Consider the following 19,434-nt stretch of genomic DNA (forward strand, 5'->3'; position numbering starts at 1 on the left):
GGCCAATGTTTGCGCGGAAAAGGTTGCCGCCACGCCGAACAGCCCGATGACGATCGCCACCAGTTCCAGCAGGTAGGTCACCGCAAAGCTGCGGTCGAAGATTTTCAGGCTGATCGCACGGATTTCGCCCGGCTCGGAAAACTCCAGCGCGCCGGAAAAAGGCAATTGCTTCAGCGCGGCGATCGCCGTTTCGGGACTGACACCCGGCCGCAGCCAGAGCCCGGCATCGTTGATATCGGTGTCGCCGGTTAGTGCGCGGTAATCCGCCAGCCGCATCTGTATCGCGCCGGACTGCCTTGCATAGTCGCGCCATATGCCGGCCACGATGAAGGTGTGTTCCCGGCCGCCGAGTGGCAGTCTTACCTCGCGCCCGACCGTGTAGCCGTACAGGTCGACCATGGCTTCCGATACCCACACCGGCATCGCCGATGGCGCCAGCGATGTCGTCAGGGGTTCACCCATGATGGGCAGGGTCCGATCCGGATTCAGCACATCGATCGTGCGCGCGATCAGCGCCACGCTGGGGCGCGCGGGATCGAGCGTCAGCTGCTGGATGCGCAGGAAATCCGCGCGGGCAATGCCGGGTGTCCGTTCGATCGCCTGCTGTTCCGCGCTGTTCAGTGCGCCGGTGCTGCCGCTGGTCGCCGACCGCACGTACAGGTCGGCGGACAGCACCTGGGACAGCCAGTCATCGACCGACACGCGGAAGCTCGCCACCATGATTGCCATCGCGACCATCAGGCTGAAACTCGACAGCACGCCGCCCAGTGCGATGGATGCTTGGTTGGGCGCATTCGCCAGCCGGGCCAGCGCCAGTGTCGCCACCACGTTCGAGCCGCGCTGCGCCCACTGCGACAGCGCCGCAAAAACCCACGCCGCCATCCTTGGCATCAATGCGATGCCGCCGATCAGCAGCAGCATGACCGCCAGGTAGCCGAATATCGGCAACGCAAATACCGGCGGCAATTGTGTCAGCAACGCGCCCGCGGCCAGGCAGGCGAGTGCAGGCCAGGGCGAAGAAAGGCGCGACAGCATCACGTCTTCACTGCCCGACTTGAGCGCCTGCGCCGGCTTGGCGCGCGCCGCTTCCCACGCCGGCCCGGCACAGCCGAGCAACGCAACGGCAATCCCGAGAAAGAAAAACAGCCCCGCCGCCATGGGCGTGAACCGCACCGATGGCCGAACGCCCGGGAAATATCCGCCGCCCAGGTCGCCGCCGAAAAAATGCAGTGCCGCCGCGGCAATGCCATAGCCGAGCGCGAGGCCGAGCAGCGATCCGATCACGCCGAGCACCGCGCCTTCCAGGAGGATCTGGGCCAGCAATGCACGTTTGCCGAGCCCCACCACGCGCAATAGCGCAAGCTGGCTGCGGCGACGTATCACCGACAGCGCCTGCGTTGAAAAGACCAGAAATGCGCCGGTGAACAGTGCCACTAGCGCGAGCACATTGAGATTCACACGGTAGGCGCGCGACATGCTGGCGGTACGCGCTTCCTGGTCGCTGGTCTCGGTGACGGCGAAGCTGCCGCCCAGTTCGCGCGCCAGCGCGTTCTTGAATGCGGCCCGGTCGACGCCTTCCGTCAGCCGCAGATCGACGCGCGACAGCCTGCCGAGCCGGTCGAGCCGCCATTGCAGCGCGCCGATATCCATCACCGCGATGCGCTGGCCGGCCTGTGCCCGCACAATGCCGCCCGCCACCCGCAAGCTGATCGTGCGTGTGCCGGACTGCAGATTCAATGTGTCGCCGGTTTTCAGATTCAGCCATTCCAGCGCGGCAGGGGAGAGAAAGACGGCATCGTCCGCCAGCGTGTCGAACACCCGGTCTTCGCCCGGAACACCGGTCAGGTCGGGGGCGATCGCCGCTGCCCGGAAAACATCGATGCCGACCACCTTCAAGGCTTGGTTTTGCCCCGGTACTGCCGCATCGACTTCCAGCACCGGACTGGCCAGCGCGATTTCCTTTCGTTGCGCCAGGCGGGCATACAGCGCTTCATCGAAATAGGGCGCCGCGCCGCGCACCTGCAGGTCCGCCTGCCCCGACAAGCTCTTTACCGCCGCGGAAAACTCGTTGAATGCGGCGGCGTTGATCAAATGAATGGCGAACCCGAGCGCGATGCCGAGTGCGATGGCGGCAACTGCTACTGATGCGCGTACCGGATGTGCGCGCCATTCGCCGCCGAGCAGCCAGTTGCTGATGCGCCAGCCGGGAAACAGGTCGCGGCTCATGCCGCCTTGGCGGTTGCCGCATGCAAGCCGGACTTGGTCAGGGACAGGACCCGGTCGGCGGTCGCGGCAGCGGCGTGGGAATGCGTCACGATCAGGCAGGACGCGCCATTCGCCTTGATTTCGCTGCGCAACAGGGTCAGCACCTCGTGGGCGGTATCCGGATCGAGATTTCCGGTCGGTTCATCGGCAAGAATCAGCCTCGGGCGGTGCACGAGGGCCCGCGCGATCGCCACCCGTTGCAGTTCGCCGCCGGACAGCTGGCGCGGAAAGTCCCGGCGCCTGTTGCCCAGCCCGACGGCATCGAGCATCTGCGCGGCGCGCTTCATCGGACTGCGGTTCAGCAGCAAGGGCAGCGCGACATTCTGTTCCAGCGTCAGGTGCGGCAGTACATGGAATGCCTGGAAAATGAAGCCGAACTTCTCCCGCCGCAGCCGGGTGGCCGCATCGTCGTCCAGCGATGCCATCCGCGTGCCGTCGACCACGATGTCGCCGCTGTCGGGCGTGTCGAGGCCGGCGATCAGGTTCAGCAACGTCGATTTGCCGACGCCGGAGTCGCCCATGATGGCGACATACTCGCCCGCTTGAAATGTATAAGACAGGTTGTGCAATACCTGCCGTCCGTTCGAATACGATTTGCTCAGGTGCCGTAATTCCAGCATATGCTTGACCTTTGGCGCAGAGCCTTGGTTGAAGATTGGGGTAATATGGGCAGCGTATAGAAAAGGAATGGGTTTTGTCCTAGGCAAAACGACGAAACGCAGGCCTTGCTCAGTAATACTTGTGGTGCATCAATTGAATGCATCCATCACTGGCTATCATAACGAAAATCCCTTCCAACCATCGTCCGCAGGGATCAGGCAAGCCTGGAGCGAGACAATTACCGGAACGCAGACCTTGCATAACGGATTCATTCAACTTTACTTTCCTGACGCCGACGCCATTCGTGCCGAATTAAGCGAGGGTTTGCTCGCGCAGCATGCCCGCACCTCGCCCAAATACCTCTATGACGCGTTGGGTTCCACCCTGTTCGAGGCGATTTGCAAGGTACCGGAGTACTATCCGACGCGGACCGAGGCAGCCATTTTCGACCAATATCTTTCTGAAATAGCCCGGTCCATCGGTCGCGGCAGCACCGTGATCGATCTTGGCGCAGGAAATTGCCACAAGGCCTCGCGCTTATTTTCAGCATTGCAACCCGTCGAATATGTTCCGGTGGACATTTCCGTCGAGTTTCTGCGCGACGCGGTCAATGCATTGCGACAGCGCTTTCCTCCCATCCGGATGACCGGAATCGGGATGGATTTTTCCGCATCGCTGGATTTGCCCGACGATGTGCGCAGGGAAAAGCGCCTGTTTTTCTATCCCGGGTCGTCGATCGGAAATTTCAGCCCGGATGAAGCTGCCACCTTCCTGGCACGCATCCGGGACGCATGCCGCAATGACGGCGGCCTGCTGATCGGCGTCGACCTGGTCAAGGACAAGGCCATCCTCGACGCCGCTTATGACGACTCGCTCGGCGTGACCAGCGCGTTCAACCTCAACCTGCTGTTGCACCTGAATATGCTGCTTGGTGCGAATTTCGACCCGCGTGACTGGCGCCACCGCGCATATTTCAATCAGCAGGAAAGCCGCATCGAAATGCACCTCGAGGCATGCCGCGACATCGAGGTCCGCTGGCCGCAGGGGCGGCGGCGCTTCGCCGAAGGCGAACGCATCCATACCGAATGTTCGTACAAGTACACTCCGGATGATTTCCTGCACCTGCTGGAAAGAGCCGGATTCGGCACTGTGCGCACCTGGACCGATGAACGCGGCTGGTTCCTGGTATGTCATGCTCGCGCCGTGTGACGCAATCTGGAAAGAGCCAAATGAATCATTCGCCCAACTTCCTGCTCGCCGACTTCGGCGAAGTGCGCAGGCACACCCTGTCACTGGCCGAGCCGTTGTCGGACGAGGACTGCTGTGTGCAATCGATGCCCGATGCCAGCCCCATCAAGTGGCATATGGCGCATACGACCTGGTTTTTCGAAACCTTCATCCTCGAACGGTTCGAGCCGCGCTTCCAGCCGCACCATCCGGCGTTTCGCGTGCTCTTCAATTCCTATTACAACGGCGTCGGCCAGAAGCACCCACGCGCGCAGCGTGGACTGGTGACCCGCCCGTCCGTGCAGGAAGTGCTTGCCTACCGGCGCAACGTGGACGAGCGGATTGTCCGGCTCCTGTCGAAGGGCGAGCCGTCCGGTGAGCTGGCGGCCATGATCGAGCTCGGATTGCAGCATGAACAGCAGCACCAGGAACTGATGCTGACCGACGTCAAGCACTTGCTGTCGATGAATCCGCTTTATCCCGCTTACCGCGCTGTCGGCCTGGAATCGTCGTCTGCTGCGGCAACGCCCCTGTCATGGCAGGACTTCGAAGCGGGCGTGACGGAAATCGGCCATGCCGGCACCGGCTTCTGCTTCGACAATGAAACGCCGCGCCATCGCGTATTCACCGAGTCCTTCTCGCTGGCGTCGCGCCTGGTAAGCAATGGGGAATATTTGGGCTTTATCGAAGCCGGCGGTTACACCGATCCTTCGCTCTGGCTGTCGGAGGGCTGGGACTGGGTGCGCAATAATCAGCTCACGCAGCCGTTTTATTGGCGGAATACCGCGGGGTGGCAGGAATTCACGTTGTACGGACTACAGCCGCTTGACTCCGCGCGGCCCGCCGTCCATCTATCCTATTTCGAAGCCGACGCCTATGCCCGCTGGGCCGGTGCCCGGCTGCCGACCGAGGCAGAATGGGAGCGTGCGGCTGCTGCAGCCGGTGAGGGAATCGCGTCCACAAACCCGCAGCGCCTTCATCCCGTCGCCGCATCTACCGAGGACAGGCTCTCCCAATTGTATGGCGCTGCATGGCAATGGACATCCAGCAGCTACGCACCTTACCCGGGTTATTCGCCCGTCGAGGGCGCGATCGGCGAGTACAACGGAAAGTTCATGGCGAACCAGTATGTGCTGCGCGGCTCGTCCTGCGCCACGCCTGCCCGGCATACGCGCGCTACCTACCGCAACTTCTTTCCCACGAGCGCTTGCTGGCAATTTACCGGTATCCGGCTTGCCAGATCCTGACTGTTTCGCCCGGAAGCAGCGCCATAAAAAAACCCGCCGCAGCGGGTTTTTTACATTGCGACTGCCTACTTGCTTACTGCTTGCGGCGGCGTGCAGCGAACAGGCCGGCAAGGCCCAAGCCGAGCAGGGCGACAGTACCTGGAATCGGTACTTGGCGAACTTGCTGGAGATCGCCGATCACCATGTCGTCGAAGCCAAAGAAATCAGTGCCTGACGCGGTATTGCCGAAAGTGATTTTTGTATAGGTCTGCGACGGGTCGATAAAGCCGAAAAACAGCAGCGAACCATTGTTTGCATTGACCGTATTGCTGACGGTCAGGTTGGTGGTGCCTCCCCCGGACAGTTCCAGGGTAACTTGACCGTTGAAATCGCCGATATCGGTGCCGTAGAAGCCGAACGCTGCAATCGGATCACTGAAATCGATGCTGAAGCTGCCTGACATTTCCCAGAATTTGCTTCCGCCGGCAGTGGTGTTGAAGCGGCCGGCGCCAGGAGAATTAAGGACCTGGCCGTTGCCGTTCAATGTCGCAGTGATACTGCCAGTCGAGCCTGGAAAGCTGAGGGCAAGTGGCGAGGCTGTGCCGGTAGCGAAGGTTTCAAAAGTTTGATTTCCGACGCCGCCGGACAGATTTGAGAGGAAGAGGTTGCGAGCCGATACCGGATTGCCGGAAACACTGCCGCCTGGATTGAGATTTTCACCGAAAAAAACGGTTGGCACGGCGTGTGCGAAGCTGGCGAACATGCTTGCTGTCGCAAAAGCAGCCGTCATCGAAAGTCTTTTGAGCAGGGACATGGTTTTTCCTTTGAGTTGGTTATTGATGCTGCGATTCCTGTTAGCAAGCCCCATGCCCAAAAAAAATAGGTATATAAATCAATGCATTAATTGGCTTTCCCTTTTCAAATAACATTCCATGTAAATTTTCTCGACACAGCGCTGCTGATGCGAGAATGTCAGCCGACCATCAAGCTGTAGTGGAGAAATTCGTCATCCTTGATATATCCATTCGCTTCATAAAGCCTTTGCGCAGGATTGGTCCTGGCGGTGGACAAATCCAGGCGCCGCGCACCGGAAGCACGCGCGTACGATTTGGCCGCGTCAAGTAATCGCTTTCCAATTCCCGACCCACGTGCAGAAGATTTGACGTACAAGTCATTTAATATCCATATGCGGCAGGCGCCGACCGATGAGAAAGAGGGATAGAGTTGGGTAAAGCCAAGTGCGTCCCCATTGCCATCCTCCGCCATTAAGACGACTGATTCGCCACCCGCCAGCCGCTCCGTGAGAAAAGCGCTGGCAAGGGCCGGATCGGACGCTTGGCCATAGAACTGCCGGTAGTCGTCGAACAATGGGGCGATGCGGGGAATGTCGGCACTTTCCGCTGCCCGGACTTGGATGTTCATCTTGAAACTCCATGAATAAGCGCCGCGTTCGATACGGCTTTCCGTCATTGGCTTTCGCCGGTGCGAGGCCGATAATAATAAAGCCAAGAATTACTTCCTTCCATGTTTCGGCCACTTTGATGAATTTTTCCTTTCGAACCGCCTCCGCCAGTGAACTGGCGGGTGCTTTGCAGGACGCCCGGCGCCATACGCTCGCCTTGCTGGACAGCTTTGTCCAGGAAGGCCTTGACGTCGCCAGCCGCGTTCCTGTGCTGCCCACCTTGAACCCTCCCCTGTGGGAATTCGGACGGATAGGCTGGTTCGCCGAATGGTATGTCCTCCGCGAAGCCGGCTCCAGTACGCCGATGGCGGCGGCGCGCACCTCCATGCTCACCAAGGGCGACGATTGGTTCGATGCGAATACCGTACCGCACCGCGCCCGGTGGACCCTGGACCTGCCGAGTGCCGGCGCATTGAAGACGTATTGCCATGAAGTGCTCGATCGGCTGCTGGACAAGCTCAGCCGCTCACGCAATGACGACGAAGCACTGTACCCCTATCGGCTCGTGCTGGCGTATGAAGACATGCGGGGCGAAGTCCTGGCTGCAATGTTGCAGGTGCTCGGCGCCGGTTTGCCGGCGGATATCGCCGGCCGTGCGATTCCTTCCTGGGCCCAGGGCGAGATCCGTTTTCCCGGCGGAACCATCGAGTTGGGATGTGGGGAAGGGCCGGGATTCGTGTTCGACAATGAAATGACGGCGCATGCCTGTTACGTCCCGGCATTTGCCATGGATTCCACATTGGTATCGAATGCCCAATACGGGGAATTCATTGAGGACGGCGGATACGAAAACCCGCAGTTCTGGACATTGGCCGGCCGATCGTGGCTGATGAGCCAGGAGCGGTCCGCACCGCGCGATTGGGTTCGTGACGGCAGGCGCTGGCGCTGCGAGCGGTTCGGCGTGCCGGCTGCACTGGCGGCAAATGAACCGGTGCGTCACGTCAGCCTCTATGAGGCGCAGGCTTACTGCATGTGGGCAGGACGCCGCTTGCCTACCGAGGCGGAATGGGAATTCGCCGCCTTGTCCGCGCATCCGGCGTTGCGATGGGGGGATTTATGGGAATGGACCTGTTCGCCGTTCGAGCCATATCCGGAATTTGTGCCCGGGCCCTGGCGTGAATATTCCGAGCCGCATTTCGGTTCGCACCAAGTGCTGCGCGGCGCGTCGTTCATGACGAGATTGCGCATGCGCTCGCCGAAATTCCGCAACTTTCATTTGCCTGAACGGGACGATATGTTTGCGGGCTTCCGCACCTGCGCGTTGTAATGCAGGCCACAACGCTACTGATAGGGTAAAGACTGAAAGGGGCTGGGATCCGTCGAGCGAAAAAAAACGACCGCCGAAGCGGTCGTTTCATTTTCTTTCAGTCCAGCGTACGGTCTATTGTCGGATTAGCGGTCGCCATAAGAACGGCGGGCACCATATGCGTCGTCCGAACGCGTGCTCTTGCCAAAGCCGCCTTCCTTGCGCGGTGCGCCCGGCTTGCTGAAGGTGCGCTGGCCCGGCTTGGCTGCATTGCCACGGTTGTCGCCCGGTTTCCAGCCGCCCGGCTTGCGGGAAGATGGGCGTGCCGCCGACGCGGATTTCTTCGGCTCGAAACCTTCGATGATATTCACCGGGATCAATTGCTTGGTGAAGCGCTCGATGCGTTTCACGTTCATGTTTTCAGCATGATTGGCAAGGGAAATCGCCAGCCCGTTACGGCCTGCACGTCCGGTACGGCCGATGCGGTGTACATAATCCTCCGGGAATTTCGGCAGGTCGTAATTGAACACATGGGTGATGCCCGGCACATCGATGCCGCGCGCCGCCACGTCGGTCGCGACCAGTACCCGTACCTGGCCACGGCGGAGCGCGTCGAGAGTGCGGTTGCGTGCGCCTTGGTGCATATCGCCATGCAGTGCCGCTGCAGCAAAACCGGCGATGTTCAGGCGGTCGGCGATGGTGTCTGCGTCCCGCTTGGTGGCCGTAAATACGACAGCCTGGTCCATTGATTCATCGCGCAGCAGGTGGTCGAGGATACGATTCTTGTGCGACAGATCGTCGACGAAGTGTACGCGCTGCTCGATGTTCTCATGCTTGGTCGCCGAGCCTGCGATCTGGATGACCATCGGATCGCGGGTGATGCGCTTGGCCATGTTGCCCACGACGCCGTCAAGCGTGGCGGAGAACAGCATGGTCTGGCGAGTTTCCGGTGTTGCGGCGACGATCTTTTCGATATCGTCAATGAAGCCCATATCGAGCATCCGGTCCGCTTCGTCGAGAACCAGCGTTTCCAGTTGGTCGAAATTGATCTTGCCTGACTCCATGTGGTCGATCAGGCGGCCTGGCGTAGCAACCAGAATCTCCGGATTCTTCGCCAGCAATTGCATTTGTTTCGGGTAAGGCATGCCGCCCAAGATAGAGACCGCGCGCACGCGGCGCAGCTGCGAGCCGTATTTGTCCGTGGCGGTCGTGACCTGCAGCGCCAGTTCGCGTGTCGGCGTCAGTACCAGCATCTTTGGTTGTGCGGCCTGGAAGCGCGGACGCTCTCCGCGGGCACGTGCGCCCTGGCGTTCCTGGTTGGATGTCCGGCCGCCGGCCTGCAGCTCGGCGGATGCGAATTTGTGCAGGGCGGGCAGCATGAATGCTGCTGTTTTGCCCGAGCCGGTCTGCGAGGAAACCAGCAGATCACGGCCTTGCAGCGCGGCGGGAATCGCCTGCGCCTGAACCGTGGTTGGAGCGGTGTAGCCAGCTTCGGTAAGTGCTTTGAGAATGGACGTGTGTAAGCCTAGTGCTTCAAAAGTCATTGTGTTCTTCCGTAGAATCAACGACGCGCGTTTTCTCGTCCGAGAAACGTACGTACGTAAAAATGCAACGCCAACCAACGAAACAGCTGAGAAAAAAATCTGAGAGATTTCGGCACAAAAGCTTTGCGCCGGGAGGGTGTTTTAGAAAATCAACACCAAAAGGCGGGGAGGCTTTGTCGTTATTGCTGAGGGTTCGCGATGCTGCGAGTTGTGCTGTCTAGCGTCAAGGTTTTGCTTCAAGCACAGACCGCGATTATACAGACTAATCGAACCCGGTGTCACGATTAATTAAGCCTTTCAGGAAGTAAGGCAGGGTGAGTTCCAGATGTAAAGACTCACCCCGAATACCTTATTCCGTATCGGCAGTCATGCCGCCGACGATATGCGAGAAGCCGCCATCGACATAGGTAATCTCGCCGGTAATGCCGCCAGCCAGGTCGGATAACAGGAATGCGGCGGCATTGCCGACATCTTCCTGCGTAACATTGCGGCGCAGCGGCGCATTTGCCTTGACGAAATTCAGGATCTTGCCAAAATCCTTGATTCCGCTGGCAGCAAGCGTCTTGATGGGACCTGCCGAAATGCCGTTTACCCGTACGCCTTTCGGCCCGAGGGATTCGGCAAGGTAACGTACGCTCGCCTCGAGCGATGCTTTTGCCAGGCCCATGGTGTTGTAGTTGGGCAGGACACGAATGGCACCCAGGTAAGTCAGGGTGAGCAACGCCGAGTTCGGTCGCAGAAGCGGCAATGCGGCCTTCGCCATGGCGGGAAAGCTGTAGGCCGAAATATCGTGCGCCACCTTGAAACCCTCGCGGGACAACCCGTCGAGAAAGTCTCCGGCGATGGCTTCGCGGGGCGCGAAACCGATCGCATGCACCAGTCCATCGAGCTGGCTCCATGATTTGCCCAGATCGGCGAATACCGCGGCAATCTGTTCATCGCTGCCGACATCGCAATCAAACACCAGATTGCTATCAAATTCCTTGGCAAACTCGCTGATGCGGTCCTTGAACCGTTCGCCAACATACGTGAACGCCAGTTCGGCGCCTTCGCGCTTGCATGCCTGGGCGATGCCATACGCAATGGAACGGTTCGACAACAAGCCGGTAATCAGGATTTTTTTGCCTTGCAAGAATGCCATGGTGACTCCAGAGGATAGGTGGGCGCCCGTCGGCAGCATCAATGCTGCATGATCAATGCCAGGGCGCTTTGAGCGCGATGCCGAACGGCGTAGGGGCGAGTGATATTTTCAAACTGGGCAAGATTGTAGGATGTCGGCGAACTTAGGGCAACTGCGGGCAACTTTTGCCGGAATTCAGCATCTATGCCGGAAGTCAAAAGCGGGCCATGTATTTCATGTTAGAAACAATGCGGGCACGCGATATGGTGATATGGTTCAAGCAGGCATGAATATGCATCCCGCAGGATTCCTTTAGTAAAATGGCGCGGTTTAATTGACTGTGTGTCCTGCAGTGCCCCGGTGTTCCGTCGACGGATCAAATTAACAGGCAGATGCATAAAATCATTTCCTCACTCCTGCTGGCAGGTTGTCTCGCCCACGCCGGCAGCGCATTCGGCGCTTACGCATTTTCACGCTACGACAAGCCGAAATACCCCCAAGGATTCACCCACTTCAGTTACGTCAATCCTGACGCGCCCAAGGGCGGCGAATTGTTTCTTGCCAACCCGGACCGGCGAACCAGTTTCGACAAATTCAACCCATTTTCGATGAAGGGCGTCGCAGCCGCGGGCCTGGACCTGATGTTCGAGACGCTTGCCACCGGCGCCGCCGATGAAATCGCGTCGATGTATGGCTTGCTTGCGGAAGATATGACGCTGGCGCCGGACGGCCTGTCGATGACCTTCCGGCTGAATCCGAAAGCCCGCTTCAACAACGGTGATCCGGTAGAGGCCGCCGACGTCAAGCACTCCTTCGATTCACTCGTGACGAAAGGCGCACCCGGGTTCAAGTCGCTGTATTCGGATGTGAAGCGCGCCGTCGTGGTGGACAATCGCACCATCCGTTTCGAGTTCAAGAACGATAATCCGGAGCTTCCCCTGATTGTCGGCGGCGTGCCGGTCTTTTCCCGCAAGTGGGCGGCCGGTACCTCATTCGACAATATTCAGTTGGTGGAACCGATTTCCAGCGGTCCTTACCGCATCGACCGGTATGACGTCGGCCGCAGCATCAGTTACAAGCGCAATTCCGATTACTGGGGCGCCGATCTGCCGGTCCGGCGCGGCATGTTCAATTTCGCCCGTATCAACTACCGCTTCTACAAGGATGACGTGGCACGGCTTGAGGCATTCAAGTCCGGCGAGTTCGACATCGTGGTTGAATACAGCGCGAAGAACTGGGCGCGCAGCTACAACGGGCCAAAGTTTCGGAGCGGCGAAATCATCAAGCGCGAACTGAAGCATTCCAATGCGGAAGGCATGCAAGGTTTCGTGATGAATTTGCGGCGCCCGCAATTTACCGATCCGCGGGTGCGCAAGGCGCTCGGATTGGCATTCGATTTCGAATGGATGAAGCGGCAATTGTTTTACAACCAGTACACGCGCACTAAGAGCTTTTTCAATAACAGCGATCTGGGTGCCGACGGAAAGCCTTCTCCCGAAGAACTGGCCTTGCTGGAACCGATCCGCGATAAGCTGGACCCGGCTGTCTTCGGCGAAGCGCCGGAGCCGCCAACCACCGACGCGCCGGCATCGCTGCGGGACAATCTGCGCAAGGCGCAGGCATTGCTTGCCGAAGCCGGCTGGACCTACCGCGACGGCGCATTGCGCAATCAAAAAGGCGAGCCGTTCACGTTCGAGATACTCGAAGACCCGGGCCCTTCCGGCCGCATCATCGCCGTCTATGTCCGCGCATTGGAAAAACTCGGTATCCAGGTCAGGGAGCGCGTCGCCGATTTCGCCCTCCTGCAGAAGCGGCTTGAAGAATTCGACTTCGACATGACGGTCATCCGATTCCCGGCGGTGGAAAGTCCCGGCAAGGACTTTTACGACATCTTCGGCTCGGAAGCTGCCGACGTGAAAGGCACCAGCAATTACTGGGGACTGAAGGATCCGGCGGTGGACTATCTGCTTGAAAAAATCGTCGTGGCGAAGAGCCGCAAGGACCTGGTCGATGCCACCAGGGCGCTTGACCGGGTGCTGCTGCACAAGCACATCGTGGTGCCGCAATGGTATTCAACCACCCATCGCGTCGCTTACCGGACGCGCTTCGGCATGCCGGAGAACCCGCCGCCGTATTACCAGGCGGTTCCCTACATCATCTCCACCTGGTGGGTAAACAGCCCGAAATGAGGAGCGCCGAATGAATATTTGGGCCTACATAGGCAAGCGGGTTCTGCTGATGGTGCCGACGCTGCTAGGCGTCATCCTGATCACCTTCGTCGTCATCCAGTTCGTGCCGGGCGGCCCGGTGGAGCTGGCGCTCCTGGAACTGAAAGGGCAGGCCGGCACTGGCGAAGGCCCGGGCAGGCTGGCTTCCGAATACCGGGGAAGGCAGGGCATCGATGCGGACAGGGTGAAAGAAATCCAGGCGCTCTACGGATTCGACAAGCCGCCCGCCGAGCGCTTCTGGCAGATGCTCAAGGGCTTCGCCACATTCGATCTCGGTCAAAGCTTCTATCATCACAAGGATGTCTGGTCGCTCGTCGTATCGAAGCTGCCGGTATCGATCAGCCTCGGATTGTGGACCTTCTTTCTCACCTATTTCATTTCCGTGCCGCTCGGTATCGCGAAAGCGGTGCGCGAAGGCAGCCGCTTCGACGTCGTCACCAGCATGCTCGTGCTGATCGGCTACTCGATTCCCGGCTTCGTGCTTGGCGTGTTCCTGCTGGTGCTTTTCGGCGGCGGCAGTTTCTTCCAGTGGTTTCCGTTGCGAGGACTGACCTCCGACGACTGGGAGAGCCTATCCCTGTTCGGGAAGGTGGTCGACTACTTGTGGCATATCACGCTGCCGGTGACGGCGTCGGTGGCGAGTGCCTTCGCGGTCATGACAATGCTGACGAAGAACACCTTTCTTGAAGAAATCCGGAAGCAGTACGTTCTCACCGCGCGGGCGAAGGGACTGAGCGAGAGGACCGTGTTGTATAAGCATGTGTTCCGCAATGCCCTGATTCCGTTGGTGACCGGATTCCCGGCGGCCTTCATCGGAGCATTCTTCGCCGGCAGCCTGCTGATCGAAACCCTGTTTTCGCTCGATGGCCTGGGCTTGCTGTCCTATGAATCCGTCGTTCGCCGCGATTACCCGGTGGTGATGGGCACCCTGTACCTCTTCACCCTGATCGGCCTGGTGGTCAAGCTGCTCGGTGACCTGTGTTACGTATGGGCCGATCCCCGCGTCCAGTTTGAAAGCCTCGCCCGATGAGCCGCACCGCACCTTCACTCTCCCCGGGCAGGCGCATCTGGCTGCGCTTCCGCCAGAACCGCCGCGGCTACTGGAGCCTGCTGATTTTCCTGACGCTTTTCGTCATCAGTCTCTTCGCGGAGCTGCTGGCGAACGACAAGCCGCTGATAGCGCGTTACAACGGGCAGCTGGTTTTTCCGATCGTGCAAACCTACTCGGAAAAAATGTTCGGCGGCGATTTCGATACGCAGGCCGACTACCTCGACCCGTTCATCCGCGACCAGTTTCGGAAGGACGGCAACTGGGCCATCTATCCTCCGGTTAACTACCGTTACGACACGCTGAATTATTTTTCCCAGTCGCCCAACCCGGCGCCGCCGTCCTCGCAGAACTGGCTGGGTACCGATGACCGGGGACGCGATGTCGTCGCCAGGCTGCTGTACGGTTTCCGGGTCTCCGTCCTGTTCGGCATGGCATTGACCATCACCGGCGTGATCCTCGGGTTGATCACCGGCGCAATCCAGGGGTATTTCGCGGGCAGGACCGACCTGTTCTTCCAGCGATTCATGGAAATATGGGGCTCCATGCCCGAGCTGTACCTGCTGATTATTTTCGCGTCCATCTTCGAGCCGAGCATCGGCTTGCTCCTGATCCTGCTCTCATTGTTTGGATGGATGGGACTTTCCGATTATGTCCGTGCCGATTTCCTGCGCAATCGCAATCTTGAATACGTGCAGGCGGCCCGGGCGCTCGGCTTGTCGAATGGTCAGATCATCTGGCGCCACGTGCTGCCCAATAGCCTGACACCGGTGGTGACCTTCCTGCCGTTCCGCATGAGCGGGGCGATCCTTGCCCTGACCAGCCTCGACTTTCTCGGGCTCGGTGTGCCGCCTACCACGCCCAGCCTCGGCGAGTTGCTGGCACAAGGGAAAAACAATCTTGACGCATGGTGGATCGCCGTATCGACCTTCGTCGTTCTGACCATGACCCTTCTGCTTCTCACCAATATTGGCGATGCATTGCGCAACGCGCTCGACGTCAGGAGGAAAGCATGAATCTGCTGGACGTTCGGCATCTGCGTGTGCGCTTCGGCACGGCAACCGTGGTCGATGATGTCAGCTTCTCCATCGCGGCCGGTGAAAAGTTCGCATTGGTAGGCGAGTCGGGATCTGGCAAGACCGTCACCGCGTTGTCGATGATGCGACTGAGCCAGGATGCCCAATATGAAGGGCAGATCCTCTTCGAAGGCCAGGACATCCTGAAGAAATCCGAAGCGGCGATGCGTGGCGTGCGGGGCAAGGACATGGCGATGATCTTCCAGGAGCCGATGACCGCGCTGAACCCGCTGTTCACCATCGGCAACCAGATTGCCGAAGTGCTGATGCTGCATGAGGGCATGAATGCCCGTGCCGCGGCCCAGCGGGCGGTCGGATTGCTGGAGAAGACCGGAATTCCGGAGCCGGCGCGCCGGGCGCTGGCCTATCCGCACCAGTTATCCGGCGGACAGCGGCAGCGCGCCATGATCGCCATGGCGCTGGCATGCAAACCCAAACTTCTCATTGCGGACGAGCCGACTACCGCGCTGGACGTGACCATCCAGGTGCAGATCCTGGAACTCCTCAACCAGTTGCAGCGCGAAGAAAATATGGCGGTGCTGATGATCACCCATGACCTGAACCTGGTGCGCCATTTTGCGGACCGGGTCGGCGTGATGGAGCGAGGCCGGCTCATCGAAGCGGCGGACACGGCCGAACTGTTTTCCAATCCGCGTGAGGCCTATACCCGCAAGCTCCTCGGCAGTCATCCGGACCGGATTGTCGATACCGTGAAGCAGGATGCGCCGCCCCTGCTGAACGCGGAGCGCGTGCGATGCACCTTTTCCATTCCGCAAGGCTGGTTCAAGAAAAAGGAATTCGTTGCGGTGGACAACGTCGACCTTGAACTCCGGCCGCACGAAACCCTGGGCATCGTCGGCGAATCGGGCTCCGGCAAATCGACACTCGGCATGGCCTTGCTCCGTCTTTCTCCTGCCAAGGTCGACGGGCGGATCAGCTTCGATGGCCAGTCGACCAGCGATATGAGCCGGGATGCACTGAGACCGCTGCGCGCGCGGATGCAGGTCGTGTTCCAGGATCCGTTTGCTTCCTTGTCGCCTCGCCGCACCATTGAGCAAATCGTCGGAGAAGGGCTGGCATTGCATCGCCCGCAGCTCGGCAAGGCCGGACTGCGGGACGCGGTTGCCCAGGGACTGCAGGAGGTCGGATTGGCGCCGGAAATGATGTCCCGCTATCCGCACGAGTTCTCCGGCGGGCAGAGACAGCGGATCGCCATCGCACGGGCGCTGGTGCTCAAGCCGGACCTGATCCTGCTGGACGAACCCACATCCTCGCTGGACGTATCAGTCCAGAAGCAGGTGTTGATGCTGTTGGCGGAATTGCAGCGAAAATACGGCATCGCCTATTTGTTCATCAGCCATGACCTCGCGGTAATTCGCGCCATGGCGCACAGGGTGATGGTGATGAAGGACGGCAAGGTAGTGGAAAGCGGGGCGACGGAGGATGTACTATTCAATCCCTCTCACCCCTATACCAGGCGCCTGCTGGCCGCATCCACATATTCCGTGAGCGAAGAGGTATAGAGGCCTGCGCTGTACGATACTATGCAGAGGCGGATGCCGGCTGCAATTGGTCACCCACCGGATGCAGCCTGCGGTTTATTTCTTCTGCGGCGTCGGTTCTGATTCCAAAGCATCGCATTGTTGCCTCCTTGACCCTTGGTCCGGTACATCGCGCCGGGCAAATAGTTCCAGAGTGGCTTCCGGAGCATTGTGACAATTCACGCAATTCATGGTTGCCGCCGAGTCTGCGCGCATATAACGCAGTACACGAAGGTTCTTGCTCTGTTCAAAGCGCCCGATGCCACTAATTTCCGTCCGCGCCGATTGCGCACTGTATGCAAATGCCCTTCATTTCTGGCTCCTACGAGCCGGCTCTTCCACGGTAATCGTAATCTTCTTTCTGTGCACTACGATCTCGGTGCCGCTTTTTGTTCCATGCAAGGGCCGGTGATCGTGGTCCGCGAACAGCAATTGCAGGGTGTGCTTGCCTAGGGGAAGATTGAGAGTTGTCTCCGTCTGGCCTGCGTCGAAGTGATGATATTTTTTCGAGAAGGGGATCGGTAAGGACAGATCGCTGAAAGCATCGGCTGCCGGTCCCGGCGATGCGGCCGCTACTTGCGAAATACAAAGTCCTGTTCCGCTGTTCCGATTTCCTATCTTGTTTGCTAGGGATTTTTCTGTTGGATTGATCGCAGGAAAGCAATCACATCGCGTATCTGCTCATCCGTAAGTTCGCCGCCCCATGGCGGCATGAACTGGGAACGCCCGAGCGCAGCGCCACCTTGCCGGACAATCAGTTCCTTGTAGTCGTCGTTCTTGTCGCTCGTGGTCAGGTTCGCTGGCCGAGGGTCGTACATCTTCGCCGTGCGTCCATTCCCGTCCGCCTTCACGCCGTGGCAAAGTGCGCAGTAGTGACTGAACACAATGCCGCCGCGATAGACCGAAGCTTCCGGCGAGTTCTTGTGCGGATAGTTGGCATACAGCTCCGCCATGAGCTTTTCGGTATGCGAGGCAGCGGAAAGGCCTGTGCTTGCGACGACCAACATCAGGCACAAGATGGCCCGGTTCATTTCCGAACCTCGATGTTGATCTTCATGCTCGGATGAATCGCGCATTCGACCTCCACCGTTCCAGGCTTGTCGAATATCACTTTCTTGGACTGCCCTTGCGGAAAGGAACCGAGGTCGAATGTCTTTACATCCGATAAGGAAAAGACGTTGTGGAAAAATGGATCTTCGTTCTTGAAATTCACGCTGTCGCCGACTTTCACCGTCAAGCCGGATTGACTGAATTTCTTGTCCTTTTGCAGAACTTCGAATTCGCCCGCATAACTGGTGTACACGAATGCCATCAAGCCGGTAAAGACAACCATCTGCGCCTTGTTCATCATTTTCATCACTCCCTGAAATTAAAATTGCCGCGGTTCATGCACTTGCGTTAAAGCTTCACGTCGTCCGCGAGTTTCGCAAGCTGTCGGGACGAATCGGTCAGCGCGTCCGATACGCCGCGCAACGCCGCCGACTGCTTCAGACTCAGCACGGTAGTGGCTTCCACATCAATCAAATGTTCCTCGATCAGCCTGACCGCGTCCCGCTGCATCGCCATCCGGCTCATAACGGTATCCATCAACTTGCGTGCATTCGCGGCGCCGTGAGCAGTGGCGGTGGAGGAATCGAGCACCTCGTTCAGCTGGTCCGCATACTGCTTTGCATTGTTGGATGAGGTGTCCAGCGATCGGACTGCTTTGCCTACCTCGCCGTCTATGCCGTGAGCGATCGCGTGGATTTCCTGCGTTGCCTGGCCGGTGCGTCGCGCGAGGTTTCGTACTTCGCTTGCGACGACCGCGAAGCCGCGTCCATGTTCACCTGCACGAGCCGCTTCGATTGCGGCGTTCAGTGCCAGCAAATTCGTCTGAGAGGAAATGTCGCTGATCGTATTTGCGGTGGCGCCAATATCCCTGACAGAACGCTGCAGGCTTTGCGTGGTGCCGATCGCACTCTGTATCTCGTTTTTCATGGTTTCGAATCGTTCCACGATGCGTGCGATGTTCGCTGCATTGGTGGCAACCGAATCTGCCATGGTCTGGATATGCGTTACCGCGTTGTCAAGCTGTTCGCCTGACGCATCGGTGGCGCTGCGCACATTCATCGTTCCCGATTTGATCCGGCTGACGGAATCGGCCATTCGCTCTTCGCAGCTGGCGATCTCGGCAGCGATCTCGGATATGTGGCTGGCCTGGGCCGCAAGCGCAAGTTCATTTCCGCTTTTTTGCCTGATATCGGCGACTGACCCGATGGTGCGTTGTATCTGGCTGATGGAACGGGCGAGCTGTCGTGCGAAGATCACGCTGATGAAAATGGCGATTGCGACGCAGGACACGACGAACGTTCCGAGGAACAGAATGATGCGCTTGCTTGCGCTGACGGTTTCGCTGACACGCCGCGTCAGCTGCTCCTGCTCGTTCGCGAAAATCGTGTTTGATAATTCTTCGATGCGTGCAATCTTTTCCGCAATCGCCTGTATCTGTTCCCGCGCCTTTGCCGTATCGTTGCCCTTGGCCGCCTTAATGATCACCATGCGGGTCGATGTCACCTCCTGATTCAAGTCGATGAGTTCGGTAACCAGCGGGTTGCCGCGCAGGGTCGCTTCCAGTGTTTGCAGGCTTTCGTCCAGTGACGAAGCAGCCCGGATCGCAGCGAGTGCTTCCCGCCGGATGTCTTCAGGCGTTGCCGCGGAAACCAGGCGTGCCTGTGCGCGGTCGATGCCGACGACGGACAATCTGGCGTTGGCAGCAACGGCGGCCCGTTCCCGCGCGGTTCCGACGGCATCCTGTATCGAGGCATTCAGTTGAAGTATGGCGAAGCCGCCGACGATGCCGACCGCGATCGTA

At 59.2% G+C, this 19,434-nt stretch carries 18 protein-coding genes; 7 read left to right on the forward strand and 11 right to left on the reverse strand.

All coding sequences use genetic code 11. The annotated features are described in order from the left end of the window. Together V7080_RS11120 and V7080_RS11125 are read right to left on the reverse strand one after the other, a co-directional pair. Positions 1-2,226, reverse strand: a 2,226-nt coding sequence (locus V7080_RS11120) for an FtsX-like permease family protein (protein ID WP_334188463.1), incomplete at its 3' end; no start/stop codon positions are given. After that, positions 2,223-2,885, reverse strand: a complete 663-nt coding sequence (locus tag V7080_RS11125; protein ID WP_334188464.1) for an ABC transporter ATP-binding protein — start codon at positions 2,883-2,885, stop codon at positions 2,223-2,225. The genes V7080_RS11120 and V7080_RS11125, both read right to left, overlap by 4 nt. 235 nt (positions 2,886-3,120) lie before the next feature. Here V7080_RS11125 and egtD point away from each other — a divergent pair, with 235 nt between their 5' ends. Both egtD and egtB read left to right on the forward strand, forming a co-directional pair. Next, positions 3,121-4,074: an L-histidine N(alpha)-methyltransferase gene (gene egtD / locus V7080_RS11130; RefSeq protein WP_334188465.1), complete on the forward strand. Its 954-nt coding sequence runs from the start codon at positions 3,121-3,123 to the stop codon at positions 4,072-4,074. Positions 4,075-4,094: 20 nt separating this feature from the next. Then, entirely contained in the window at positions 4,095-5,339 is a 1,245-nt protein-coding gene (gene egtB, locus V7080_RS11135) for an ergothioneine biosynthesis protein EgtB (RefSeq protein WP_334188466.1), read from the forward strand. 73 nt (positions 5,340-5,412) lie between these two features. Here the strand turns inward: egtB and V7080_RS11140 are convergent, their stop codons facing one another. Further along, positions 5,413-6,186, reverse strand: coding sequence for a PEP-CTERM sorting domain-containing protein (locus V7080_RS11140; RefSeq protein WP_334188478.1), 774 nt, complete (start codon positions 6,184-6,186; stop codon positions 5,413-5,415). A 104-nt stretch (positions 6,187-6,290) separates the two neighbouring features. Further along, entirely contained in the window at positions 6,291-6,740 is a 450-nt protein-coding gene (locus tag V7080_RS11145) for a GNAT family N-acetyltransferase (protein WP_334188467.1), read from the reverse strand. A gap of 119 nt (positions 6,741-6,859) precedes the next feature. Here V7080_RS11145 and senA point away from each other — a divergent pair, with 119 nt between their 5' ends. Then, positions 6,860-8,047, forward strand: a complete 1,188-nt coding sequence (gene senA / locus V7080_RS11150) for a selenoneine synthase SenA (RefSeq protein WP_334188468.1) — start codon at positions 6,860-6,862, stop codon at positions 8,045-8,047. Between the two features lie 125 nt (positions 8,048-8,172). Here the strand turns inward: senA and V7080_RS11155 are convergent, their stop codons facing one another. Further along, positions 8,173-9,570, reverse strand: a complete 1,398-nt coding sequence (locus V7080_RS11155; RefSeq protein ID WP_334188469.1) for a DEAD/DEAH box helicase — start codon at positions 9,568-9,570, stop codon at positions 8,173-8,175. A 349-nt stretch (positions 9,571-9,919) separates the two neighbouring features. Beyond that, positions 9,920-10,711: an enoyl-ACP reductase FabI gene (gene fabI / locus V7080_RS11160; protein ID WP_334188470.1), complete on the reverse strand. Its 792-nt coding sequence runs from the start codon at positions 10,709-10,711 to the stop codon at positions 9,920-9,922. A gap of 371 nt (positions 10,712-11,082) precedes the next feature. Here fabI and V7080_RS11165 point away from each other — a divergent pair, with 371 nt between their 5' ends. The 4 genes from V7080_RS11165 to V7080_RS11180 are packed head-to-tail and all read left to right on the forward strand — an operon-like array spanning position 11,083 to position 16,565. Next, positions 11,083-12,879: an extracellular solute-binding protein gene (locus tag V7080_RS11165; RefSeq protein ID WP_334188471.1), complete on the forward strand. Its 1,797-nt coding sequence runs from the start codon at positions 11,083-11,085 to the stop codon at positions 12,877-12,879. Positions 12,880-12,889: 10 nt separating this feature from the next. After that, the gene (locus V7080_RS11170; protein WP_334188472.1) at positions 12,890-13,948 is read left to right on the forward strand and encodes a microcin C ABC transporter permease YejB; all 1,059 of its coding nucleotides are present in this window, start codon (positions 12,890-12,892) and stop codon (positions 13,946-13,948) included. Continuing rightward, positions 13,945-14,982 (forward strand): ABC transporter permease, encoded by a 1,038-nt coding sequence (locus V7080_RS11175; RefSeq protein ID WP_334188473.1) that lies wholly within the window; start codon positions 13,945-13,947, stop codon positions 14,980-14,982. The genes V7080_RS11170 and V7080_RS11175 overlap by 4 nt, the downstream gene beginning before the upstream one ends. Continuing rightward, entirely contained in the window at positions 14,979-16,565 is a 1,587-nt protein-coding gene (locus V7080_RS11180) for an ABC transporter ATP-binding protein (RefSeq protein WP_334188474.1), read from the forward strand. Before V7080_RS11175 ends, V7080_RS11180 begins: the two co-directional genes overlap by 4 nt. A gap of 75 nt (positions 16,566-16,640) precedes the next feature. On the opposite strand, the gene V7080_RS25400 is transcribed toward V7080_RS11180, so the two are convergent. From V7080_RS25400 to V7080_RS11200, 5 genes are all read right to left on the reverse strand, one after another. After that, entirely contained in the window at positions 16,641-16,853 is a 213-nt protein-coding gene (locus V7080_RS25400) for a hypothetical protein (RefSeq protein ID WP_442947215.1), read from the reverse strand. Between the two features lie 39 nt (positions 16,854-16,892). Further along, positions 16,893-17,234 (reverse strand): DUF4399 domain-containing protein, encoded by a 342-nt coding sequence (locus V7080_RS11185; protein ID WP_334188479.1) that lies wholly within the window; start codon positions 17,232-17,234, stop codon positions 16,893-16,895. Beyond that, entirely contained in the window at positions 17,210-17,614 is a 405-nt protein-coding gene (locus tag V7080_RS11190) for a c-type cytochrome (RefSeq protein WP_334188475.1), read from the reverse strand. The genes V7080_RS11185 and V7080_RS11190 overlap by 25 nt, the downstream gene beginning before the upstream one ends. Further along, a complete protein-coding gene (locus tag V7080_RS11195; RefSeq protein WP_334188476.1) occupies positions 17,611-17,940 on the reverse strand; it encodes a plastocyanin/azurin family copper-binding protein in 330 nt (109 codons plus the stop codon). The genes V7080_RS11190 and V7080_RS11195 overlap by 4 nt, the downstream gene beginning before the upstream one ends. Positions 17,941-17,981: 41 nt before the next feature. Then, positions 17,982-19,434 (reverse strand): methyl-accepting chemotaxis protein (locus V7080_RS11200; protein ID WP_334188477.1); only part of this gene is annotated, 1,453 nt, incomplete at its 5' end.

It is taken from the genome of Noviherbaspirillum sp., assembly GCF_036846085.1.
Classification (GTDB): domain Bacteria; phylum Pseudomonadota; class Gammaproteobacteria; order Burkholderiales; family Burkholderiaceae_D; genus Noviherbaspirillum.